A 21,245-nucleotide genomic window follows, 5' to 3' on the forward strand; every position below is an offset into this window, starting at 1 on the left:
TTTTCAAATTAGGGAGGACAAAGCATTGAATCGAAAAAAAATTCTGCTTATACATACAGGAGGCACCATATCTATGAGTGAAGACAGCTCAACTGGTGCAGTCTCAACAAATGAAAAAAACCCATTAACAGATAAAACAAATGAATTGCATGCTCTTGCTGATCTTATAGTGGAGGAGCCCTTTAATTTACCTTCGCCTCATATTACGGTAAAAGAAATGTACATATTAAAGAACTTAATTGAAGATCACGTAGAAAGGAAAGATATATCTGGTGTTGTCATTACACATGGAACTGACACATTAGAGGAAACGGCCTATTTTCTGGACTTAACAGTTGACGTGCAGCTGCCGGTTGTACTTACTGGCGCCATGCGTTCAAGCAATGAAATCGGTTCTGATGGATTATATAATCTAATATCTTCTATAAGAGTGGCAATGAGTGAAGAGGCTCATTACAAAGGTGTTCTTGTTGTACTAAACGACGAAATACATACAGCCAAAAATGTCACAAAAACGCATACCAGTAATGTTTCTACATTCCAAAGTCCTCAATATGGGCCAATTGGAATCGTAACGAAAAGAGGCATTCTTTTTCACCATATGCCAACAAAAAAAGAGCTATATGAAATAAAGAATTTAAACCAAAAGGTAGCACTATTGAAAGCACACGCCGGAATGGACTCTACCCTCCTTCATGCCATTAAAGAACTCAATTATGATGGAGTGGTTATTGAGGCACTCGGTCAAGGAAACCTTCCTCCTGCTGCTATTGATGGGATTAAAGAAATGACAGCTGCCAACATTCCTGTTGTCATTGTTTCAAGGTGCTTTAACGGAATCGCCCAGGATGTGTACGGCTATGAAGGCGGAGGCAAACACCTAAAAGAACTAGGCGTCATCTTCTCAAACGGATTAAACGGCCAAAAAGCCCGCCTAAAACTAATGATCGGCCTAGCCAACCAACAAACCAAACCCGAAATCGAAAAAATGTTTGGGTTATAAGAAATGCGGAGGCGGCTTGTTCAGCCCCCCCCCCCGAGTATAACAAAAGGCTGTTCCATTCAGGAATCAGCCTTTTGTTTTTGAACGATAGAAGCTGCGATTTCAGCTCCATGAAACCTGCCATTTTCAATAAAAATCTCATTGGCATTATTGCCTGCAGCAATAACACCAGCTATATAAATACCCTCTACATTCGTCTCCTTCGTTTCCTCCGTATATAAAGGTCTTCCAGTACTTTCATCAATTCCTATTCCAACGCTCTTTAAGAATTGATGATCCGGATGATAGCCTGTCATTGCAAAGACGAAATCATTCTCTATTTCATGTGTCTCACCATTTACTTCATAAATGACTGTATCATCTTTGATTTCTACTACATGGGACTGAAAAACCATTGAAATCGCACCCGACCGGACCAGTGAATCAAATTCGGGAAGGATCCACGGCTTTACGCTTGGTGAATAAGACTCTCCTCTGTATAAAACAGTCACTCTTGCACCTGCTTTTACCAATTCCAAAGCAGCATCTACACTAGAATTTTTCCCGCCAATAACCACTACATCTTTATCGAAATAAGGATGAGCCTCTTTAAAATAGTGGAACACTTTCGGTAGATCTTCTCCAGGTATGTCCATATAATTTGGATGATCATAATATCCAGTCGCAATAACGACGTATGGTGTTTTATATGTTTGTTTGTCACTAACAACCATAAACTGTCCATCTTCTTTTTTCGCAACAGATAACACCTTTTCATATGCATGAATGTCCAGGTTCTTTCTTTTAACTACTTCACGATAATACGTTAATGCCTGATTCCGAGTTGGTTTATGTTCCACTGTAATAAAAGGCACTTCACCAATTTCAAGTTTTTGGCTGGAACTGAAGAATGTCTGATGTGTTGGATAATGGTAAATGGCATTGACAATATTCCCTTTTTCGATAACAAGCGGACTAATTCCGACATCCTGAAGAGCAATTGCAGCTGCCAGGCCACACGGTCCCCCGCCTATTATGATTGCTTCTTGTTCATTCAAAAAAATCAGCTCCCCGATCTATAATTAAATTCTGTTATGTATGTAGAATTGCTTTATGTCTCGCAATGCGAATGTAGAAACACATCCGATTTTTATCCTTCTTCAATTCTACAATTGTATACTTACCCTATACGCAAAAGCGACGAGCTTAAAAGATACAAAAAATCTCCCATCCATATATGATAGGAGATTTTTTAAATACATACAATGAATTCACATTATTGTTGAAAATTAAATCCAGCCGCGGAACCTTGATGCTTCAGCCATTTTTCTAACACCAACCATATATGCAGCCAGGCGCATATTCACTCGGCGTGTTTGAGCGAGATCATAAATATTATTAAACGATTTACTCAATATTTTCTCAAGCTTCTCTTCCACTTCTTCTTCAGTCCAATAATATCCTTGGTTGTTTTGCACCCATTCAAAGTAAGAAACTGTAACACCGCCAGCAGAAGCAAGCACATCAGGAACAAGCAGGATGCCTCGTTCTGTTAAAATCTCCGTTGCTTCAAGTGTTGTTGGGCCATTGGCTGCTTCCACTACAATACTCGCGCGGATTTTGTGGGCATTTTCTTCAGTAATTTGGTTTTCAATAGCCGCGGGAACTAAAATATCACAATCCAACTCAAGCAGCTCTTTATTTGTAATCGTATCATTAAATAATTTAGTCACAGTTCCAAAGCTGTCACGGCGGTCCAATAAATAATCTATATCAAGACCTTCAGGGTCATATAACCCGCCATATGCATCTGAAATACCAACCACTTTAGCGCCAGCATCATGCATAAATTTAGAAAGGAAGCTGCCTGCGTTTCCGAACCCCTGGACAACCACTCTAGCACCTTTAAGGTCAATTCCTCTCTTCTTAGCAGCTTCATGTATACAAATCGTTACACCTTTAGCAGTAGCCGATTCACGGCCATGAGATCCACCAAGCACTAATGGTTTTCCTGTGATAAAACCTGGTGAGTTATATTCATCTATTCGGCTGTATTCATCCATCATCCATGCCATGATTTGTGAATTTGTAAATACATCAGGTGCAGGAATATCTTTAGTAGGTCCAACAATTTGGCTAATTGCACGTACATAACCACGGCTCAACCGCTCAAGTTCGCGGAAAGACATATCACGTGGATCACAGACAATCCCGCCTTTTCCTCCTCCGTATGGCAAGTCAACAATACCGCACTTTAAACTCATCCAAATAGATAGAGCTTTGACTTCTTTTTCTGTTACGTGAGGGTGAAAACGTATACCGCCTTTTGTTGGGCCGACGGAATCATTATGCTGCGCCCGGTAGCCAGTAAAGACTTTAACTGTTCCATCATCCATTCGAACTGGTATCTTAACCGTCATTAATCGCATTGGCTCTTTTAAGAGCTCATATACTTCTTCCGGATAACCCAGCTTTTCCAATGCTTTATGGATAACTGTTTGAGTTGATTTTAAAACATCATGTTTGTCTTCATTGTTTTTATGATCAGTACCTTTATCGGCTACCATTTGTAAACCTCCTAGAAAAATCACTTTCTTTAGTTGTCCGCTTTCATGACATAGTATACACTTTTGATTGATTTATGCAAGAAGAAAAAACTTATTTTACGCATTTTTCTATCATTTTATGTAAACGCTACCAACGTTGATGCAGCAAGGGAATTTTCAGTATATTCTAATGATTTCAGCATCAGCTTCTGCTAGTTCTATCAGCTTCTCTTCTTAGTCTTATTCCACTTTGGATTCCAATTCCTTTTTCACTCTGCTAATTGTTCCTATCTTTTTCATTTGAGGAACTGTGAGGGATGAATTACAATCATAAGCCTCCTCTCTAACAGCCAAGTGGAGGCTTACTGTTATGCAGTATTAAGGGCTGCTTTCTAAGATAGCACTCACCCATGAAAGTAATGATGTATATTTTGGATCGCTTTTTCTTTGATTACCGGCTTTCCATATTCAAGTAAATAATGACTGGTAAGACTACTTAAACTGCCGTATTCTTCTGTTAAGGCAAATAATTGTTTTGCAGCTTGTGAAGAATCAGCCTTTAATATACAGAAGTATTTATTGTTCCAGTAGTAGACGCTTCCTCCATCAAAACCATTCCTATACAATGTCCCTGCAAGCAGGATAATGTCATCAAATTCGTTAAATTCATAGACGCTCTCTTCTGTGCTGTCTATTGTGACCTGCATCTCAACAAAGCCTTCTTGCAGCAGTTCTTCTTCTTCAGTATGCTCTTCCATCGTAACGATCATAATCATCCCTTGTGCCTGCACAGAAAAGATTTCCACTGCAACTGATCCATGTATTTCAAACCCAAAAGTTTCACTTGCTTCTTCTAGCATTTCATGAAATAACTGATGCCATTTCAGTGAATCTTTCCAAATATCCTCTTTTGTCAAACCTTTGTCTATTAAATCGTCCAATGAAAGGAAAATTTTGATTTTGTTATAATTCAAACGTTCTAAGCGCATATTTATGCCCCCTGCTGAACCAACTCTTGCGATAGTGTATGAAAGAAATCTGAGATGGTGATTAGTCCAATGCTGTCATATTTAACAATTCATCATTGCTGTTGGCAAACAGGGATTTATACTCACTTTAACACATCAGTTACCATTAGAGATTTGAGTTTTTAATTGTGAGAACATGGGTTTCAGCTTTTGCTCCTAGCCGAAGAGGCAGCGCGGTAGTGCCATAACCATTACTAACCAAAATGGTAGCGGTGTCCGCCTTTTTTATCTTCCCCTTTTCATACAAACCAAATCCTAAAAAATGAATTTGCCCTCCATGTGTATGTCCGCTTAGAACTAAAGAAATACGATGATCATTCTTCAGTTTGCTCATAACTCTTGGCTCATGACTTACTAGTATTCTAAAATCAGCGTCTTCTGCATCTTTTATCGCTAAATCAAGACGATCCTTTTTTAAGCTGATATCATTAATTCCTAATAGCGCATAAGATTCATTTAACGCAGACTTGAAGGTAACAGCACAGTTATCCAATATTTTTACACCGCATTCCATTAGCAATGCATTCAATTTTTTAACATCAACCTCATAATCATTATTTCCCCAAATGAAATATACCGGCGCAACACTCTTTAATTTCTGCAGATTCTCTTTTACTCTTGACAAAGGAACCTTTTTCTCCAACAAGTCTCCGCCGATAATCACCATATCAGGGTTGGAAGCAGAGGCTTCATTAATAATATCCTCATGGATTTTTCTCTTATGGATATCTGATATAAAGAAAATCTTAACTTCTCCGAACCCGATCGGAAAATCATCAAAAGCTAATTCCTGATGCAGGATTCTATTGGCAAATGCCTCTTTTACCATATATAGAAGCAGAAAAATCATTAATAGTACGAACAGCACGATAAAATAAATCATATGAACCCCCAAAAAAGCTCTCAAAGAGCGTCATCCATTTTCAATTTCGTCAAAGCGACGAATGTTATGATTTTATCACACAATTTTTAAAAGTATAAAGAAAACTCGCCATCAAAGGCCAGCTTATTTAAATGACTATTTAGTGTATGTAATGGGAAAGATGGAAGTTCCGAGGAGAATATATAGTTTGCACCTTGTACAATTCAATAGCGGGGCTACACTTATCATGCTTAATTGCCGTCAAGAAATTCTCTTCTTGCAGCTTTTTCTTTTATTATATTTTATTGAAATTGAAGGTATTTTTTAAAAGTAACAAAAAAACCGGATGATTAGAAAGTGTTATGTTCTAATCATCCGGATGGATCACGGTACTAACTATTTATGTCCCAGCCCATTGCCTCTTACATTTCCTGAATGCTTATAATTCTAAAGCCTGAGCTTTCCAGTTTTTTAGTAAACTTATCTATATTTTCATTCTTTTCGACTTTCATTACAATACGCCTAACAAGCTTATCTGTCTCATCAAAGGTTACTAAGGAAATAATATGCTCGTGGAATTGATGAGCAATTTCTGCAAGCCGTGCAATTCTGCCCTCAGATTCTACCGATGTAAAAGCAATTCTTACTCCTGGGCGATTGGTGCCAAAAGCAGATTGAAACTGTGCGAGGACATCAAATCTAGTCACAATCCCAAGGAACTTCTGATTTGGTCCTACTACAGCTAACAGCGGGAAATCTTTTAATTCCAGCAATGTATTCTCAAACACTTCGCTTCCCTCTAAGTATTTGTCTACAAAAGTAACAATATCTTTTGCGAGCGTATTGTTTAGATAATCTTCTTTCGATCCGCCTTTTGAGAAAAACGATTCATAAATGTGATATCTCGTAACAATTCCAGCATATTGTTCGCCTTTTAGTACTGGAAGCGCATCAATTTTGTGTTCCTCCAGCTTCTCCAAGGCAGCTTGTAAAGTTTCATCTTCCTGAATAGTTATACATCCATGCTTAGGAATCATGCTATTTTTTACAAACATTAAAACCACCTCACCTATTCTTTTCAGTATATACGTATATTTCCACATATCCATGAAAATACCTCTTTTATGAGCAAAACTAACTTGAATTTCACATTTAATTCATAAACTATTTTAAAACATTAAAATTGATATCAAATGAATAAGTTTTCACTTGACTGTTACCCAAAAATTAAATTCTTTACCCATTTGTATGATGTAAACCAAGTGCCCGAAGCAATTAAAATAAAATATTCTTCACTGCATACTAATTCCTTTATAAATATATAAAACAGATCCCAATATAGATGGTATTTACGATTTAATGTTATTTCAGAATAAAAAAAAGAAGCTCAGCGCTTCTTTTTTTATTCACTATTTATTTTCATGATATAAATTAACATCAAATGTTTTTTTCATCATTTCATATACCAAGTGGCGATTTTTCCATTCTTCTTCTTTTTTCCATAAATCCTTGCTCTTGTCGATGATTTCACATCTTAAAGCATTAAATTCTTTATCCGCTTTTTCGCGTTTTTCTTTTAAGACATTCATAAAGCCGTATAAAGCAACGATAAAGACCAGCATATACATATTAAATGGCAAATGAACAAATGCAGAAAACATGGCCTCAAAAGAATAAGAGTATGGCTCCATAACATTCTTATATAATAAGAGAAGATATAAGAATGAAGCAATTACCACGGCCCACATGACATATAAATGCCAGAGCTTTAAATTATCAAATTTTTTCTTTTTATCCACGACTTTTTGCAGCATTTGCCTTGTAGCCTGATCTGTTCGGTGATCCAGTTCAATAATGGCTGTTTCCATCCGTACCCCTCCCTATCATCCGTACATCATATGAGCTTGTACGCTTAAATATGATCAATAAGGGGTAGTTATAGTTATTGATTTAAAGGGATTTTTAAGACTTGTCCAGCTTGAATTTCATTGCTTGAAAGGCCATTAGCCTGCTTAATGATTTCTACTCCATCAGGAGAACCATAATAATTCATGCTGACCCGAAACAATGTTTCACTTGCTTTCACAGTATGATAGACGATTTTCCCTTCTGCTGGTTCACTATTTTGCTTATTGCTCTCATTTGTAATTTCGTCTTGCTGCTTATCGGTGTCGTCTGCTGGCTCTTTTGGATTGTTCTGTTCAGGTTTATTAGAAGAATCAGGTTCAGAGGGCTGTTCAGCAGGATCAGCTTTCTGATCTTGATCCTCCGTTTGCTGCTTGTCCTCCTCTGGCTGTTCTTCTTTGTTCTCGTCCATTTGTTCATCTATTTCAAAAATCACTTCATTTTCATTCTCGTTGTTTTTCCCGTAATCAAACGTCTCAAAGCCTGAAGAAGCTGTCGTCGTTTCACTATCTCCCCAATTCGCATACGTGTAAACAGTAAAAATAATAATTGGAAGCAAAATAAAGAATAGAGCAAGCAGCCGAATCACTGGGTATTTAACTTTAATACCTTTTTTCGTCTGCTTGTTTCTGTGCACCCTGCTCCGTGGAGGAAGCTCCTCTTTCACGACATCTGTTTTCTCAGCAGCTTTTTTGGTAATCTTTTTTCGCAGCCTTTCTGCTTGATCTCTATATGGACCCTCTTTATTCATAAATCATCCCTGCCTATACTGAAGTATTCGTGTTTTTTCCATACTTAATAATGACCCCAAGTAAAAAATCAATCAAAAAGTGCATGAAAATAGTCACAAATAAATTTTCTGTTATAACATAAATATAACCAATAAAAAAACTGAGTGCCACAATATTTAAAAATAAATACCAGTGAAATAAATATCGAAAATGAATAAGGGCAAAAACAGCGCTTGAGATAATAAGCCCAAAATGAGTTTGTATGACACCGCGGAAGAGGATCTCTTCGCTTATGGCCACCACAAGTGAAATAACTGCGATGTGCCATACTGGACGCTTGCTGAAAATTTTTGCATTCAATCCGCCATCATCATAATAAGATTTCGGCAGAATCTTCATCATGATAGTATCAAAAAGAACAACAAGAATACCCGCTCCGCCGCCAATTAACACGATTTCTTTCATATCCCATTTAAACAGAGCGAACATTTCACTGTATTTGTCAAAAAATATCCACGCTAATAACGCTGAAAGTGCTAGCAGAATAACTTGCGTCAAATATAGGTGAAATACGAGCTCACGATCAGAAATTTCCTCCAATAAATCACTTTGGCGATTCTTCAATGCTCTCCCTCTCGTTTCTTCAGCAGTATGTCTGCCAATCTTTCTTTCCAGTTGACCTCTTTGTGTTTGCTTTCTGTATTTTCTGCTTCTATGCGCTCAAATGGCACTATCGAAAATCCGCAATGATCACAGCAATCATTCATCTGCTGCTGCTCCGACTCTTCAAAGTAATCAAGCAGCTGAAGTCTTCTGCACTTTTCCGAACGGATCCAATTGACCATTTCTTCAATTTTACTTTTTTTACTATCCAGACGTTCCCTAATAAAGTTTTTAAATTTAGAACTGAACACTGAGAAGTCATTTCCGTTAGCCAGGCAATTCTTTAAGTAATCAAGAGTTAATCTAAGCTGAATTTCATTCAATCCGCAAATCAATGATAATTCTTCTTCAAACTCTGTCACATTCTGAAGGGTTGGTTTTTGTTCATTCAGCCAGTTTTCAAGAAGGGATATTTGTGATTCATCCGGCAGCTCTCCTTCAATTAACTGATGCTGAAGCATTTCATCTCCCGCACTATAAAGCATAAATGCAATAGAGGGATGACCATCCCTCCCGGCTCGGCCAATTTCCTGCACATACGATTCAAATTGCATCGGCATATGAAAATGAATGACATATCGGATATTTTCTTTATTGATTCCCATCCCGAAAGCACTTGTGGCACATATAAGATCCAGCTGCCCATGAAGAAATTGCTGCTGAATGAGCATTCTAGTCTCCTGCTCAAGACCACCATGGTATGGCATCACATTTCCGACTCCCTGCTGTTTTAAATCAGCAGCTATTTGCTCTGCCAATTTTTTACTTGAAAAGTAAACAATACCGGGTCCTTGTAATCTTTTTGCAAGTTCAATTAAGCGATCCCTTTTTTCCCGATAATGCTGAAAGTGCTCTACAGCAATTGTAATGTTAGGTCTGTTAACAGAATAAATAATTTGTTCGCAATCCTGAAGTGAAAGTGAATGAATGATATCGGCACGGACTTCACTTGTTGCCGTTGCTGTCAGGGCAACTGTCAGGGGATTTCCCAGCTGCTCGCGAATATAACCCAGCTTTAAGTAATCTGGTCTAAAATCATGACCCCATTGCGATATACAATGAGCTTCATCAATAACAAACAAGGCGATATTTAAACTTTTCATTCTTGCTAAAACATTTTCTGTCACCAGCATTTCCGGTGAGATAAAAATAAATTTAAATGTATTTAATTGTCTTAAAGCATTCAGCTTTTCATCAAACGATAAAAAAGAATTAATGGCAATGACACTTTTTTCTCCATTTATTTTCAGCTGATCAACCTGATCCTGCATTAAAGAAAGCAAAGGGGACACAATAACTACTTGTCCATTTAGCATATAACCTGGCAGCTGATAACAGAGTGATTTCCCTGTACCTGTTGGAAGCATAGCCAGCGTATTTTTCCCTGCTAAAAGGGTGGTAATAACTTCTTTTTGACCGCTTCTGAAATGGCTATAGCCAAAACGTTCTTTTAATACTTCTTCAATTATCATAGTGAGTCACCAAATACCGCAAGCACTAACCTTATTTCAAAATACTGTGCATGCGGAACAATCGTTTTAATATGTTTTAGCTGTTTCGATGTTACTTTTTTTACTGCTTCTGCTATTTCGGCCACATTTTTATCAGTAACAAATCTTCCTATTTCAAAATCAGGCTTGTTGAGTGCAAGTTCGACAATATGGTCCTCTATTGTGTTTCTCTTTAGCTTTCTAAAAGTTGCTATTTCTTCAATTGTGAAGCCCTGCTGCAATAATTCTTCCGTTCTTTGCGCAGAGACGGTCATCGTAAATTCAGTTTCAGCAGACTGTATTACTTTATTCAGCAATGGCAATTGAACAGGTTTCTCTTTTATCACCGTAAGCATAGTATGCAGAATACTTTGAAACTGCAGCTCAAAATAATCCTGGTCCATTGAATACTGTAATGCTGCCTGTTCTTTCGTAAGACCAATTGTCTCCGCTCCGGTCAGCCTGCTGATCAAAAACTCCGGCTGTATACTTGTGCTATTTTCTAGACAATCGACCACTTCATTAAACACTTTTTGGGCAAGAACTTGCCTGTCCATCTTCGTGTCCTGTAAAAACTGTTTAAGCCATAAATGTGTTTCTTTTTTACGCTGAATCGGCAAATATTTAGAATTGCTATACATGAGGTTTGAAATAACCTGTACGAGCAATGAAAGTCTTTCCCAAAATACAACAGATAGCTGATGATATTTCCAGCCGTTTAAGTTTACAGGCAGCGGCTGCTTTTTTAATTGTTCCTTTAGTGCCTCTCTGCCCAGGTCTGTAAGACGATACTGAGAAGGTTCATATTCTAAAATCCATATTTCCTTTATCATTTCTGACAGGTGCTGATCAAATTGCAGCCTTGTCATAGAAGGATATACACGAAAAAATGGTGTGAGCTGAAAAAGAAAAGCATCTTGGATCGTTTGGGAGGATTTTTTACCGTTTAATAAATGGAAAACTGAATAGACGGTGCGTTCATCTGCTATTCGGTGGAGGCAATATAGGATAATGCTCTTTTTATAACACCCAAACATTGTATTGTATCCCCTTTTCAAATTTCGTATAAATTAAAAAGTGAACAGTTATCTTTTAAACCGTTACGATCATTGTATCATGAAAGAAAAAGGGTTGTTTAATGTAAGCGTTTTATTCGTTTACAAAACACGAAAACCCTACTGTGATAAGTATTCTCAACATCTTTTTATTGAAAAGTTGAAGTTTCAGTTTTACAATAGGAATGAGGGACGAGATTCTGCAGCGCGCAGAAGAACAAGATATATTTCTTTTTTTAATTCATTCAGGAGGTTTTTTTAAGATGGCTAAATATACAATCGTTGACAAAGATACATGTATCGCATGCGGGGCTTGCGGAGCTGCTGCTCCAGATATTTATGATTATGATGATGAAGGCATTGCCTTTGTTACATTAGATGATAACCAGGGTACGGTTGAAGTTCCTGATGTTCTAATGGACGATATGATGGATGCTTTTGAAGGCTGTCCAACTGATTCTATTAAAGTGGCAGATGATTCCTTTGAGGGAGATCCGCTTAAATACGAATAAAAAAGGTTTCTTCTAAAATCTCCTTTCAGCTGAAAGGAGATTTTTCTTTTTAAGGTGTAAATAAAAAGAGCAGCTTCTTAGGCTGCTCTTTTTACATTTAAACGGCACTTTTAAGTGTATTTTGACTTTGTTTGGTTATCCATACACTCATTTTAGAGTAAATCAGCATAAATACGGCTGCAATCAATAATCCTTTGATGATATTAAAAGGCAGGATCCCCGTAACAACCATTGTCCGCATTTCAGGAGCAGACATCGCAGGAAAATTCAAAAAGAATGTGTACGCCGGAAGAATCACTATATAATTGAGTACGCTCATCATAATCGCCATGATGATTGAACCCGAGATCAGTCCAATTGTCATTCCTTTTTTCGATTTAAGACGATTGAAAATATAGTAAACGGGAAGAACAAATAAGATTCCAGCAAGAAAATTCGATATATGTCCAACAGGAACTCCAGTAGCACTTCCTGTCATAAAATAATCCAGAATATTTTTAAATAATTCAACCAAAATGCCAGCCAGCGGTCCAAAGATTAATGCAGCGATTAGTGCAGGAATATCACTGAAATCAATCATTAGAAAGTTTGGAAATGGCGGCAGCGGGAAGTTCAGCAGCATTAATACATATGCGATACTGCTCAGCATTCCAATTGCTACATAAGCTTTTACATTCAATTTTTTCATTTTTTCCTCTCTCCTTTTTAGGCTATCTCTCCTAAAGAAGAAAGGTTCAGCAAAGTAAGCGGCATTAAAAAACCCCCAAGTGTGTACTTGAGGGAGAAATAGGCACGCTTTAATAAACGCTCAAAATCCTGCATTTTTTGAACGCTTGCGGAACCTCCATCTTCTCCCATCCAGACTGTACTGTCGGCTTTGGAATCGCACCAAATCCTGCTTAATTTAACGTATGGCTTGTGAGTGAAGTGCATCATCACACCATACAATCAGGCTCGCGGGCTTAAAGCATTGTGCTTATCACCGCCGGTCGGGAATTTCACCCTGCCCCGAAGATAGACCATATTAAATTATCATACAGGTACATTATACTGAAGAAAGATCCTTTTGTGAAGAAATAAATCTCAGACCAAGTATTTTAACTCTTTAAAGCGTTTCCTTTTTACATTAGTGCATAATTTAAATTGACAGACTATTGGCGTTCTTGTAAAATAGTCAAAAAAATCGCACTCTCCAGGGGGATCTTATGTATACCGTATTAGTTTCAGATGCTATAAATGCTGAAGGACTCAAACCGCTTCTCGACATGCCTAATCTAGAAATTATTCAGAAGAAAAGTGATGATCCATCCGTTCGTCTTGAAAGCATTGATGCTTTGCTTGTCAGAAGTGCTACTAAAGTTACTGAACAGCTGTTGGATCAAATGCCTAACTTGAAAATTATTGGCAGAGCAGGAGTAGGCGTAGACAATATTGATGTTCCGGCTGCCACTAAGAAAGGGATCGTAGTCGTCAATGCACCAGACGGCAATACAATCTCAACGGCGGAGCATACCTTTGCTATGATGGCTTCGTTAATGAGAAGGATTCCACAAGCTTATGTAAGCGTAAAAAACACAGAATGGAAACGCAGTACATTTGTTGGAACGGAGCTTCATGGAAAAACATTAGGAATTGTTGGATTAGGCAGAATCGGAGCAGAGCTTGCTAAACGCGCCAAGGCTTTTGGCATGACGATCACAGTCTTTGATCCATTTTTAACTAAAGAACGTGCAGCTAAACTTGGCGTTGAATCCGCATCACTAGAGCAGTTGCTTCAATCATCTGATATTATCACCGTACATACACCACTCACTCCAGAAACCAAAGGACTTATTAATTCTAAAAGCTTATCACTCACCAAGAAAGGCGTATATTTCTTAAATTGTGCACGCGGAGGTATTATTGATGAACTCGCTCTCGCTGACTATATTGGGAGCGGACATGTAGCTGGTGCAGCACTTGATGTTTTTGAATTAGAACCGCCCGGAGAGCACCCGCTTCTTAAATTTGATCAAGTCATTGCCACCCCTCACCTCGGGGCATCAACAAAAGAAGCTCAATTAAATGTAGCTACACAAGTTGCAAAGGAAGTCCGGTTATTCCTTGAAGATATGCCTGTTTCCAATTCAATCAATTTACCTGCCATATCAAAAGACTTATATGCTAAGTTGCAGCCTTTTCATCAGCTCGCTAAACAAATGGGAGCGATCCTGTCTCAATGTGTAAAAACCGGTATTCATGAATTGAGCATCACCTATTCTGGATCGGCAACAGACTTAGAAACACCATACTTAACAAAAGCGCTAATTTCCGGCTTTTTCAAGAACAGAATTGATGCTTATGTAAATGAAGTAAATGCCCTGTTAACAGCAAAAGAGCGCGGCATTACAATTGGTGAAAAAATCTCTGTAGACGCATTTGGCTATTCTAATTGCATTACGGTGACAGCTAAAGGAGAAGACTCGGCTTTCACTGTAAGAGGAACATATATTGATCATTATGGTCCTCGAATTGTTTTTTTAAATGGCTTTAATATTGACTTTCTCCCAGATGGAAACCTTCTATATATTCAGCATATGGACCGCCCTGGGGTCATTGGCCGCGTAGGAAAAATTCTGGGTGACTTATCAGTCAATATTGCCACCATGCAAGTTGGCCGGAAAGAAGCCGGTGGAGAAGCGATTATGGTCTTATCATTTGATAATCCAATAGAGGAACAAACATTATCCGCTTTATCTAAGTTAGAGGACATTGTATCCATTAATTCCATTTTGCTTTAGCAGTTTACCTTTAACAAAAGCTAAAAGCGCGCCGCAAATATGCAGCGCGCTTTATATTTTATTTCCTTCTCAATCCGTCTCGTTAGCCAATCGGGTATTCTTTTCTTTCTCCCTTTGAAAAAGTCATAATTGATGTATAACCAATCTCTTTTGCAAGTTTCAGAGCTTGATCAAAGTTCGCTCCGACATGTTCTGGAAAATGGGCATCTGATGATAAAACAATCGGAATGTTTTTCTCGAAGCATTTTTGCAGCAATCTAGGATCTGGATATATTTCGCCAACCGGTTTTCTTAACCCGGCCGTGCTGATTTCTACACAAGTCTTTGACTTCGCTAATGCATCAGTTGCCCGTTCATATTGCTGAAGTAAAAATTCTTCATCATCTGGTACATATTTAAATATTTTCACTAAATCAAGATGACCGACGATATCAAATAAATTAGACTCTGCCAATGTAACAACCTGGTCAAAATAAGCCTTATAGACTTGTGCAACGTCTCTTCTGTCCCATTCTTTTCTGTACTCAGCTAAATCAATGCCGAAGTCACCGACCCAATGAATGGAGCCAATCACATAATCGAAATCATAGCTTTTGATAAATTGCTCCATTTCTTTATGCTTTCCTGGAGTATAATCCATTTCTATTGACATTTTGACATCTATATCACGTTTCCAAGCCTGCTGAAATAAAGCTTCATAGTCTTTCATATCGTAATAGCGTCTTTCATTTACCCATGGATTCTGTAATATATCAGCCGTCTGGTAAAAATGATAAGCATGTTCTGAAATACCAAAGCTTTCTATTCCATGTTCTTTTGCCTTATCTGTAAATTTTGTTAAATAATCTAATGATAGCGTTCCGTTTTCCAAATGATTATGATAATCCGTGAGCATGTAATCTCCCCCTTAATTTAGACATCATTATACGCTTATCAGAAAAATCAGGCAATGGACAAGTTTGATTTTCTCACTAAAAAACTCCTGCTCTGTTGAAAAACAGCGATCGAGCAGGAGAAAAAAGGTTAATTTGAGATCATGATTCTCTCATTTATTTGAATTGTATCGTCATTTAACATATTTAAATCTTTTAACTCTTGTACTGTAAGATTCTTCTCTTCAGCAATAGAAGACAAGGTATCCCCTCTTTTCACCAAATAAACCTTATCAGGATCTATGTCGGGAATTATTAAACTTTGTTCAGGCTCAATATGATCTGAGTCAAGCTTGTTTGCCTCTTGAATGGAGATGACATCCATTTTATACTGAACTGAAATATCCCATAGGGTTTCACCGCTCTGCACAATATGGGTAATAGACTCATGTTCCTCTGTCTTTTTTGCACTATTGTTTTCATCTTCCTCTGATTCATGATCATAATTCTGTCCTCTTGAACCAAATTCATTGAGTACAGCTGCAGTCCTTATGTTAACAGCAGAATCCTCTCTTCCAAATACTTCGACTGAATCACCCAGTGATTCAGGACCAAAAGCTAAAAATGGATCAAGAGCATTCTCTTTTTCATATGTCCATTCATGTTTATGTATTTCGAAATGTAAATGTACGCCAGAAGAGTTTCCAGTACTGCCCATCTTGCCAATTACCTCTCCTTGTTCTACTTCATCTCCTTCTTCCCCAAGGCGCTCTTGTAAATGGGCATATATCGTTTCAGTGCCATTCTTATGTTTGACAAAAATAACATGACCGTAAGAACCAGAATAATAGGATTTCGTGATCGTACCCTGATCTACAGCGTAAATAGGTGTTCCCGAGTCTGCTGCTATATCAATCCCTTTATGTTTTCCATTTCTTGTCCCAAAAGTATCTGTAATGACTCCATCAGCTGGCCATATCCAGTGTGTTGTTTCGTTCGTAATATTAAACGTTTCAGCTTTTATTGTCTTTCCACCAAGAAACAGCAAACTAACACAAAGCGCCAAACCCCCAGCGATTAATAAACGCTTTATATAATCCTTCAATGTTTTTCCTCCTAATTTTGACTGCAGCTTATTTTCGAAGCTTTAAGCACATATTTTCCAACCAAATAAAGCAGAAATTTATTTCAAATGTGCAGCAGCCTTTTATTCTAAAACTCTCTTTCACAGCCTATGAAGGCATGTACATAATTAGAACATTAAATATTTGAGAGTCTCTCAGCAAAGACACGTTTTTTAGTATGTGTCCCTATACAGGGTGATTATGCAATAAAAAAAAAAAAACGAGCATATAGGCTCGTTTTAAGGCAACTCTTTTTGATTTGGTGCTATTGGAAGTTCCAGCTCCTGACTGAGGTTAAATCTGCCAATTGTATCAACATCTGCATTTTCCACTCTGACATGCTCGTAATGAAATTCCTTAGCCGTTAATAATAAGGCTTCAATCATATGCGCTGTTTCTTCATTATCTTCAATTACTGACTCATCGGTAAACGTGATTACTACTGTTTCATCATCTACATTCGCTTCAAAATCAATATCTTCTGGAATTGATGCCTTTAGAAAATGTGTATCAACATCTTGTTTCATGAAGTTGAATACTTCCTGAATCGTTTCTGGCTGTTCAAGCTGCACATATGGAACAAACATTGGCTGTTCCTCTTGGTCATTCGGATAAAATAGATAGTATCCAGGATAAGCTGTAACATCATTAGGACTAAACTCTGTGATTGGCTCATTGTGTTCAAAATCAACGCCTGGCTCTCCATCAGTCATTAATGTGATTTTTTCAAGATCAAAATCAGACCATAGATTGCTTAGTACAGTATTGATAAATAGACTATTGGCAGGACCATAGCTATATCCATGATCTTCAAACATGTCAACAGTCAGCGTTTTCTGCTCATCATTATAAATAAGATCAGCTTCCAATGGATAGTTGTCGGATAATCCCCATTGTTCTTCTGTTAACAATGGCATTGTTTCTTTATATAAATCAAACTTTGATTTCCCATCTTCTTTAGGAACTAAAACACTGACAGAAACTATATTTTGGACTGCATTATCCAGTATGGGATATGTGAGTACTTCCTGATCCTCAAGTTCCTCTTCATATACAGCTGTTGTATAGTCACTTTCCCGTTGTATTTCCCCCTCGGATTTAACGCCTTGATCATCATCTATAGTATTCTCAGGATTTTCATTACTTGTAAAGTCATTCTCGGATGAACTTGTATCTTCTTCCTGAGTAATTTCAGCTCTATCAGCTGATTCATTGGTAGCAGTACTATATTGCGCCGATTCGTTTGAACCGCTCGAGGATTCTTCAGCGGTATCTTGCCCGCCCATCATTCCAGGTATAAGAATAACCAAAAGAAGCAGTGCGGCAGCGGCGGCTGCTGTAGGAATAAGCCATGACTGCCGTTTGCGCCGGTTCATTTTCATGGTCACATTTTGATAAACTTCCCGTTTCCCGCGCTGATCTTTCACTTTTGGCATTTGTTTTAATAAATCTTCGATATCCCTATCGCTATGATCATTCTTCCGCATTATCCACACCCTCCTTTACCATTAATTCTTCCATATGTTGCTTTAGCACTTTTAGTGCCCTATGCTGAGTTGTTTTGACTTTGCTTTCCGTCCAGTTCAACGCCTCAGCCGTTTCAGCAATTGTTAATTCTTGTATATATCTCATCACAATGACAGATCTCTGATCAACCGTACAATAGCCTAGGCATTTATACATTACGCGCACTTCTTCCTTCTGCATGAGGATATCTTCTGGTATAGGCAGATCATCCTTCACTTGATGTGTTGACCAATCAAAGGTTTCGATCAGTTTCTGCTTCCATCCTTTTTGCTTGCGGAATGAGTCGATTGCAACGTTTCGGGCAATCGAAAAAAGCCAGGTTTTTTCACTGCTTTTCCCCTCAAATTTTTCATAAGATTTCAATACTCTTATATATACTTCCTGCACCAAATCCTCGGCCAGTTCCTTGTTTCTTACCATATAAAATAAAAATTGAAAAACGTCATGATGATATTTATTGTATAGGTCATCAAAAACGGAGTCCATCGATTCCCCTCCCCGTTCAATATAATAGTCGTAAATTGAGGATAAAAAGTTACAATCTAAATATAATATTTATCATAGAAAAAAGGAAGGATCACAATGCCATATCCTTCCTTTCTCCTATTCATCATATGTGATTGTTTCTTGTGAATCAAGAACAATCGGCATATTTTTAGCATTTATTCAATATTTCGCGGAATAAATATAGAAAATGTCGTACCATGTCCAAGCCTGCTCTGCACAGTAATATGACCTTTATGTGCATCAATAATATTCTTTGCAATAGCTAAGCCCAGACCTGTACCGGATCTTCCTCGTGTTCTTGCCTTGTCCTCTTTGTAAAATCGTTCGAAGATAAACGGCAGATCTTCTTCCGGAATTCCTGATCCAGAGTCGGCTACCTCCATGTACAAACCGCGTTCATCCATACTCGAGGCAACGGAAATTGTTCCTCTCTCCGGTGTGTGCCGCATGGCATTATCAATTAAGTTTGTTAAAACCTGCTCCAAACGATCCGGATCAAACATAAAGACATAATCTCCTTGCAGCAGCTCTCCCAAAGAGATGCCTTTTTCTTTGGCCAGTCCTTGGAATTTACGGATGATTTTTTGGATAAAAGGAGTTACATCAACCTGCTCTTTTGTTAACTGAATATGCCCTGCTTCCATTCTTGCGAGATCTAGCAGTTCATTTACAAGGCGTCCCATCCGCAGTGATTCATCGTGAATGACCTTAATCATCTCATTTTTTTCTTCCTCTGTGGAAGCTATATTGTCAACAATTGCCTCACTATAGCCCTGCATCATTGCGATTGGTGTTCTTAACTCATGTGAAACATTGGCAATAAAGTCTTTCCGCAGCTTATCGAGCTGTCTTTCTTCTGTCATATCACGGATAACAGCAACGGCTCCGCGAATATTCTTCTGATTATAGAGAGGACTGATGATCATGACCCAGAAGCGGCCCTGGATGGACAATTCACCAACCTGCTCCTTTTCCGTACTGACTGCAAGCTGAAATAACTCACTTACTTTTGACGGCACTGCTTCTGAAGTATGATTATATTCATTGCCTTTTTCAAAATACCAGCTTTGCAAAAACCTCTCTGCAGGTGGATTGGTAATCAATATCGTTCCATCGCGATTAAAGGTAATGACTCCATCTGCCATTCCGCTTAAAATACTTGCGAGCTGTTCTTTTTCCTGGCTCAGGGCATCCATATTAAATTTAAGCTGCCTTCCCATTTGGTTAAAGGCGGTAGCCAATTCTCCGATTTCGTCATAAGACAAAAATGGAACCTTCGTATCAAATTTTCCCTTAGCTGCCTCCGAAACGGCTTCCCGCATTTTTCGGAGCGGCGCAGTAATCCTCGTTGATAAGAAGAAAGCAAAAATAGTGGTTAATATGATTGCCACACCAGCCGCCAGAAGGATGAATTTTGTTGTTGTCTTTGTTGTTTCCTGCATTACTTCGATTGATTGATAAATAAAGACGGCGCCATCTTCACTCTCATTAGCAGGAAGCGGAACACCAATTATTAATGCCCTTGCCTCGTCTTCATCTTCTGGATTAGCTGAAAAATAGGAAGATATCTTTCGAACAGTATGATCATCCGTAAAGACTTGATTTAATTCATCATCATCTCTTAAATACGAAATAGGCAATTTTTCTGAATCATTCAAGTGATTGGGAGAATAATAATATTCATCATCTTCCTTAATAATAATGACTTTTGTAACATCATCAATCAATTCCCAGGCAATCTCTAGACCTATATCCTGATCATGTTCTTCTAGAATCCTTGAAATCTTTATGGCTGTGGCTTCTAGTCCCTTATCAGTTTCATCTATATGATAGTTTTCAAAAAACTCTAATAGCATGACTGTTAAAATAAATAAAACAAAGGAAACGAGCAGAATAATGGTAATCCACAGCTTACCTACTACACTTCGCCAAAGCATCATTCATTAATAACCTCGAATTTATAGCCTACTCCCCAAACAGTTACAATCATTCTTGCTGCCTGTTCTGAAACCTTATTCAGCTTTTCGCGCAGTCGTTTCACATGGGTATCAACTGTTCTTAAATCTCCGAAAAACTCATAGTGCCAAACTTCTTTAAGAAGCTGTTCCCGATCAAATACCTTATCAGGAGACTTCGCCAGAAAATACAGCAGTTCATATTCCTTCGGAGTTAAACTAACTTCTTTTCCATCCGCTAAAACTCTATGTGCATCATTATCAATGGTTAAATGCTGAAAAACGATTACATCTTTAGCTGACGGTTCTGCCTGCACATAACTTGAAGCAGAAGAACGGCGGAGCAGTGCTTTTACTCGCAGAACGACTTCTCTCGGACTAAACGGTTTTACGATATAATCATCTGTTCCAACCTCAAAACCTTGGACCCGGTTTACTTCTTCTCCCTTAGCTGTCAGCATGATAATAGGTGTCGCTTTTTTTTCTCTAATTTCACGGCACACTTCAAGTCCGTCTTTTCCTGGCATCATTAAGTCGAGAAGTATGACATCATATTCATGATGAAGTGCTTTTTCTAATGCCTCATTCCCATCTTCAGCTTCTTCAATTATGTAATCTTCTCTCTCTAGGTACATCTTTAATAAGCGGCGAATTCTTTCCTCATCATCTACAACTAAAATTTTTGCATTTTGATCCATGATATTCA

At 38.0% G+C, this 21,245-nt stretch carries 20 protein-coding genes and 1 riboswitch; of the genes, 3 read left to right on the plus strand and 17 right to left on the minus strand.

Features of this window, described 5'->3' with window-relative positions; genetic code table 11:
- Positions 1-25: 25 nt before the first annotated feature.
- On the plus strand, positions 26-1,003 hold the full coding sequence (locus J1899_RS14290) for an asparaginase (protein ID WP_214474770.1): 978 nt from the start codon (positions 26-28) through the stop codon (positions 1,001-1,003).
- A 59-nt stretch (positions 1,004-1,062) separates the two neighbouring features.
- Here J1899_RS14290 and J1899_RS14295 read toward each other — a convergent pair whose 3' ends face one another.
- From J1899_RS14295 to J1899_RS14340, 10 genes are all read right to left on the minus strand, one after another.
- Positions 1,063-2,040 (minus strand): YpdA family putative bacillithiol disulfide reductase, encoded by a 978-nt coding sequence (locus J1899_RS14295; RefSeq protein WP_214474777.1) that lies wholly within the window; start codon positions 2,038-2,040, stop codon positions 1,063-1,065.
- Positions 2,041-2,271: 231 nt separating this feature from the next.
- Positions 2,272-3,549 (minus strand): Glu/Leu/Phe/Val family dehydrogenase, encoded by a 1,278-nt coding sequence (locus tag J1899_RS14300; protein ID WP_066444082.1) that lies wholly within the window; start codon positions 3,547-3,549, stop codon positions 2,272-2,274.
- Between the two features lie 383 nt (positions 3,550-3,932).
- Complete coding sequence (locus J1899_RS14305) at positions 3,933-4,517, minus strand: genetic competence negative regulator (RefSeq protein ID WP_066444079.1); 585 nt, start codon at positions 4,515-4,517, stop codon at positions 3,933-3,935.
- A gap of 145 nt (positions 4,518-4,662) precedes the next feature.
- Positions 4,663-5,439, minus strand: coding sequence for a metallophosphoesterase (locus tag J1899_RS14310; protein WP_214474779.1), 777 nt, complete (start codon positions 5,437-5,439; stop codon positions 4,663-4,665).
- Positions 5,440-5,840: 401 nt separating this feature from the next.
- Positions 5,841-6,473, minus strand: coding sequence for a CBS domain-containing protein (locus J1899_RS14315; RefSeq protein WP_151573109.1), 633 nt, complete (start codon positions 6,471-6,473; stop codon positions 5,841-5,843).
- 354 nt (positions 6,474-6,827) lie between these two features.
- Positions 6,828-7,286 carry a YpbF family protein gene (locus J1899_RS14320; protein ID WP_214474781.1) on the minus strand — a complete coding sequence of 153 codons (459 nt, stop codon included), beginning with the start codon at positions 7,284-7,286 and terminating at the stop codon, positions 6,828-6,830.
- Between the two features lie 74 nt (positions 7,287-7,360).
- Positions 7,361-8,074 (minus strand): LysM peptidoglycan-binding domain-containing protein, encoded by a 714-nt coding sequence (locus J1899_RS14325; RefSeq protein WP_214474789.1) that lies wholly within the window; start codon positions 8,072-8,074, stop codon positions 7,361-7,363.
- Positions 8,075-8,087: 13 nt separating this feature from the next.
- A complete protein-coding gene (locus J1899_RS14330; RefSeq protein WP_066444068.1) occupies positions 8,088-8,678 on the minus strand; it encodes a CPBP family intramembrane glutamic endopeptidase in 591 nt (196 codons plus the stop codon).
- Positions 8,675-10,189 carry a RecQ family ATP-dependent DNA helicase gene (locus J1899_RS14335; RefSeq protein ID WP_214474791.1) on the minus strand — a complete coding sequence of 505 codons (1,515 nt, stop codon included), beginning with the start codon at positions 10,187-10,189 and terminating at the stop codon, positions 8,675-8,677. Before J1899_RS14335 ends, J1899_RS14330 begins: the two co-directional genes overlap by 4 nt.
- Positions 10,186-11,244, minus strand: coding sequence for a YpbB family protein (locus tag J1899_RS14340; RefSeq protein WP_214474793.1), 1,059 nt, complete (start codon positions 11,242-11,244; stop codon positions 10,186-10,188). Before J1899_RS14340 ends, J1899_RS14335 begins: the two co-directional genes overlap by 4 nt.
- A gap of 281 nt (positions 11,245-11,525) precedes the next feature.
- On the opposite strand from J1899_RS14340, the gene J1899_RS14345 reads away from it, so the two are divergent.
- Positions 11,526-11,774: a ferredoxin gene (locus J1899_RS14345; protein WP_066444059.1), complete on the plus strand. Its 249-nt coding sequence runs from the start codon at positions 11,526-11,528 to the stop codon at positions 11,772-11,774.
- A gap of 97 nt (positions 11,775-11,871) precedes the next feature.
- On the opposite strand, the gene J1899_RS14350 is transcribed toward J1899_RS14345, so the two are convergent.
- Positions 11,872-12,462 carry an ECF transporter S component gene (locus J1899_RS14350; protein WP_281420581.1) on the minus strand — a complete coding sequence of 197 codons (591 nt, stop codon included), beginning with the start codon at positions 12,460-12,462 and terminating at the stop codon, positions 11,872-11,874.
- A 154-nt stretch (positions 12,463-12,616) separates the two neighbouring features.
- A riboswitch (FMN riboswitch) is annotated at positions 12,617-12,794 on the minus strand.
- A gap of 185 nt (positions 12,795-12,979) precedes the next feature.
- Here J1899_RS14350 and serA point away from each other — a divergent pair.
- Complete coding sequence (gene serA / locus J1899_RS14355) at positions 12,980-14,554, plus strand: phosphoglycerate dehydrogenase (RefSeq protein ID WP_214474795.1); 1,575 nt, start codon at positions 12,980-12,982, stop codon at positions 14,552-14,554.
- A gap of 82 nt (positions 14,555-14,636) precedes the next feature.
- Here serA and J1899_RS14360 read toward each other — a convergent pair whose 3' ends face one another.
- The 6 genes from J1899_RS14360 to J1899_RS14385 all read right to left on the minus strand — a co-directional run bounded on the left by J1899_RS14360 (position 14,637) and on the right by J1899_RS14385 (position 21,237).
- Positions 14,637-15,449, minus strand: coding sequence for a histidinol-phosphatase (locus J1899_RS14360; RefSeq protein WP_214474797.1), 813 nt, complete (start codon positions 15,447-15,449; stop codon positions 14,637-14,639).
- Between the two features lie 128 nt (positions 15,450-15,577).
- Positions 15,578-16,531 (minus strand): peptidoglycan DD-metalloendopeptidase family protein, encoded by a 954-nt coding sequence (locus tag J1899_RS14365; RefSeq protein ID WP_214474799.1) that lies wholly within the window; start codon positions 16,529-16,531, stop codon positions 15,578-15,580.
- Positions 16,532-16,789: 258 nt separating this feature from the next.
- Positions 16,790-18,037, minus strand: a complete 1,248-nt coding sequence (locus J1899_RS14370) for a hypothetical protein (protein WP_214474801.1) — start codon at positions 18,035-18,037, stop codon at positions 16,790-16,792.
- Entirely contained in the window at positions 18,024-18,563 is a 540-nt protein-coding gene (gene sigX, locus J1899_RS14375) for an RNA polymerase sigma factor SigX (RefSeq protein ID WP_214474802.1), read from the minus strand. The genes J1899_RS14370 and sigX overlap by 14 nt, the downstream gene beginning before the upstream one ends.
- A 176-nt stretch (positions 18,564-18,739) precedes the next feature.
- Positions 18,740-20,524 carry an ATP-binding protein gene (locus J1899_RS14380; protein ID WP_214474804.1) on the minus strand — a complete coding sequence of 595 codons (1,785 nt, stop codon included), beginning with the start codon at positions 20,522-20,524 and terminating at the stop codon, positions 18,740-18,742.
- A complete protein-coding gene (locus J1899_RS14385) occupies positions 20,521-21,237 on the minus strand; it encodes a response regulator transcription factor (RefSeq protein WP_214474806.1) in 717 nt (238 codons plus the stop codon). The genes J1899_RS14380 and J1899_RS14385 overlap by 4 nt, the downstream gene beginning before the upstream one ends.
- Positions 21,238-21,245: the final 8 nt, after the last annotated feature.

The organism is Cytobacillus gottheilii, assembly GCF_018582665.1.
Taxonomy (GTDB): domain Bacteria; phylum Bacillota; class Bacilli; order Bacillales; family Cytobacillaceae; genus Cytobacillus; species Cytobacillus gottheilii.

What these genes read in the sequence shown, in the direction of transcription:
- J1899_RS14320 (WP_214474781.1), bottom strand. Translation starts at nt 7,286, where the DNA reads ATGGAAACAGCCATTATTGAACTGGATCACCGAACAGATCAGGCTACA.
- J1899_RS14380 (WP_214474804.1), bottom strand. Translation starts at nt 20,524, where the DNA reads ATGATGCTTTGGCGAAGTGTAGTAGGTAAGCTGTGGATTACCATTATT.
- J1899_RS14340 (WP_214474793.1), bottom strand. Translation starts at nt 11,244, where the DNA reads ATGTTTGGGTGTTATAAAAAGAGCATTATCCTATATTGCCTCCACCGA.
- J1899_RS14370 (WP_214474801.1), bottom strand. Translation starts at nt 18,037, where the DNA reads ATGCGGAAGAATGATCATAGCGATAGGGATATCGAAGATTTATTAAAA.
- J1899_RS14300 (WP_066444082.1), bottom strand. Translation starts at nt 3,549, where the DNA reads ATGGTAGCCGATAAAGGTACTGATCATAAAAACAATGAAGACAAACAT.
- J1899_RS14345 (WP_066444059.1), top strand. Translation starts at nt 11,526, where the DNA reads ATGGCTAAATATACAATCGTTGACAAAGATACATGTATCGCATGCGGG.
- J1899_RS14350 (WP_281420581.1), bottom strand. Translation starts at nt 12,462, where the DNA reads ATGAAAAAATTGAATGTAAAAGCTTATGTAGCAATTGGAATGCTGAGC.
- J1899_RS14325 (WP_214474789.1), bottom strand. Translation starts at nt 8,074, where the DNA reads ATGAATAAAGAGGGTCCATATAGAGATCAAGCAGAAAGGCTGCGAAAA.
- J1899_RS14310 (WP_214474779.1), bottom strand. Translation starts at nt 5,439, where the DNA reads ATGATTTATTTTATCGTGCTGTTCGTACTATTAATGATTTTTCTGCTT.
- J1899_RS14385 (WP_214474806.1), bottom strand. Translation starts at nt 21,237, where the DNA reads ATGGATCAAAATGCAAAAATTTTAGTTGTAGATGATGAGGAAAGAATT.
- sigX (WP_214474802.1), bottom strand. Translation starts at nt 18,563, where the DNA reads ATGGACTCCGTTTTTGATGACCTATACAATAAATATCATCATGACGTT.
- J1899_RS14305 (WP_066444079.1), bottom strand. Translation starts at nt 4,517, where the DNA reads ATGCGCTTAGAACGTTTGAATTATAACAAAATCAAAATTTTCCTTTCA.
- serA (WP_214474795.1), top strand. Translation starts at nt 12,980, where the DNA reads ATGTATACCGTATTAGTTTCAGATGCTATAAATGCTGAAGGACTCAAA.
- J1899_RS14335 (WP_214474791.1), bottom strand. Translation starts at nt 10,189, where the DNA reads ATGATAATTGAAGAAGTATTAAAAGAACGTTTTGGCTATAGCCATTTC.
- J1899_RS14315 (WP_151573109.1), bottom strand. Translation starts at nt 6,473, where the DNA reads ATGTTTGTAAAAAATAGCATGATTCCTAAGCATGGATGTATAACTATT.
- J1899_RS14360 (WP_214474797.1), bottom strand. Translation starts at nt 15,449, where the DNA reads ATGCTCACGGATTATCATAATCATTTGGAAAACGGAACGCTATCATTA.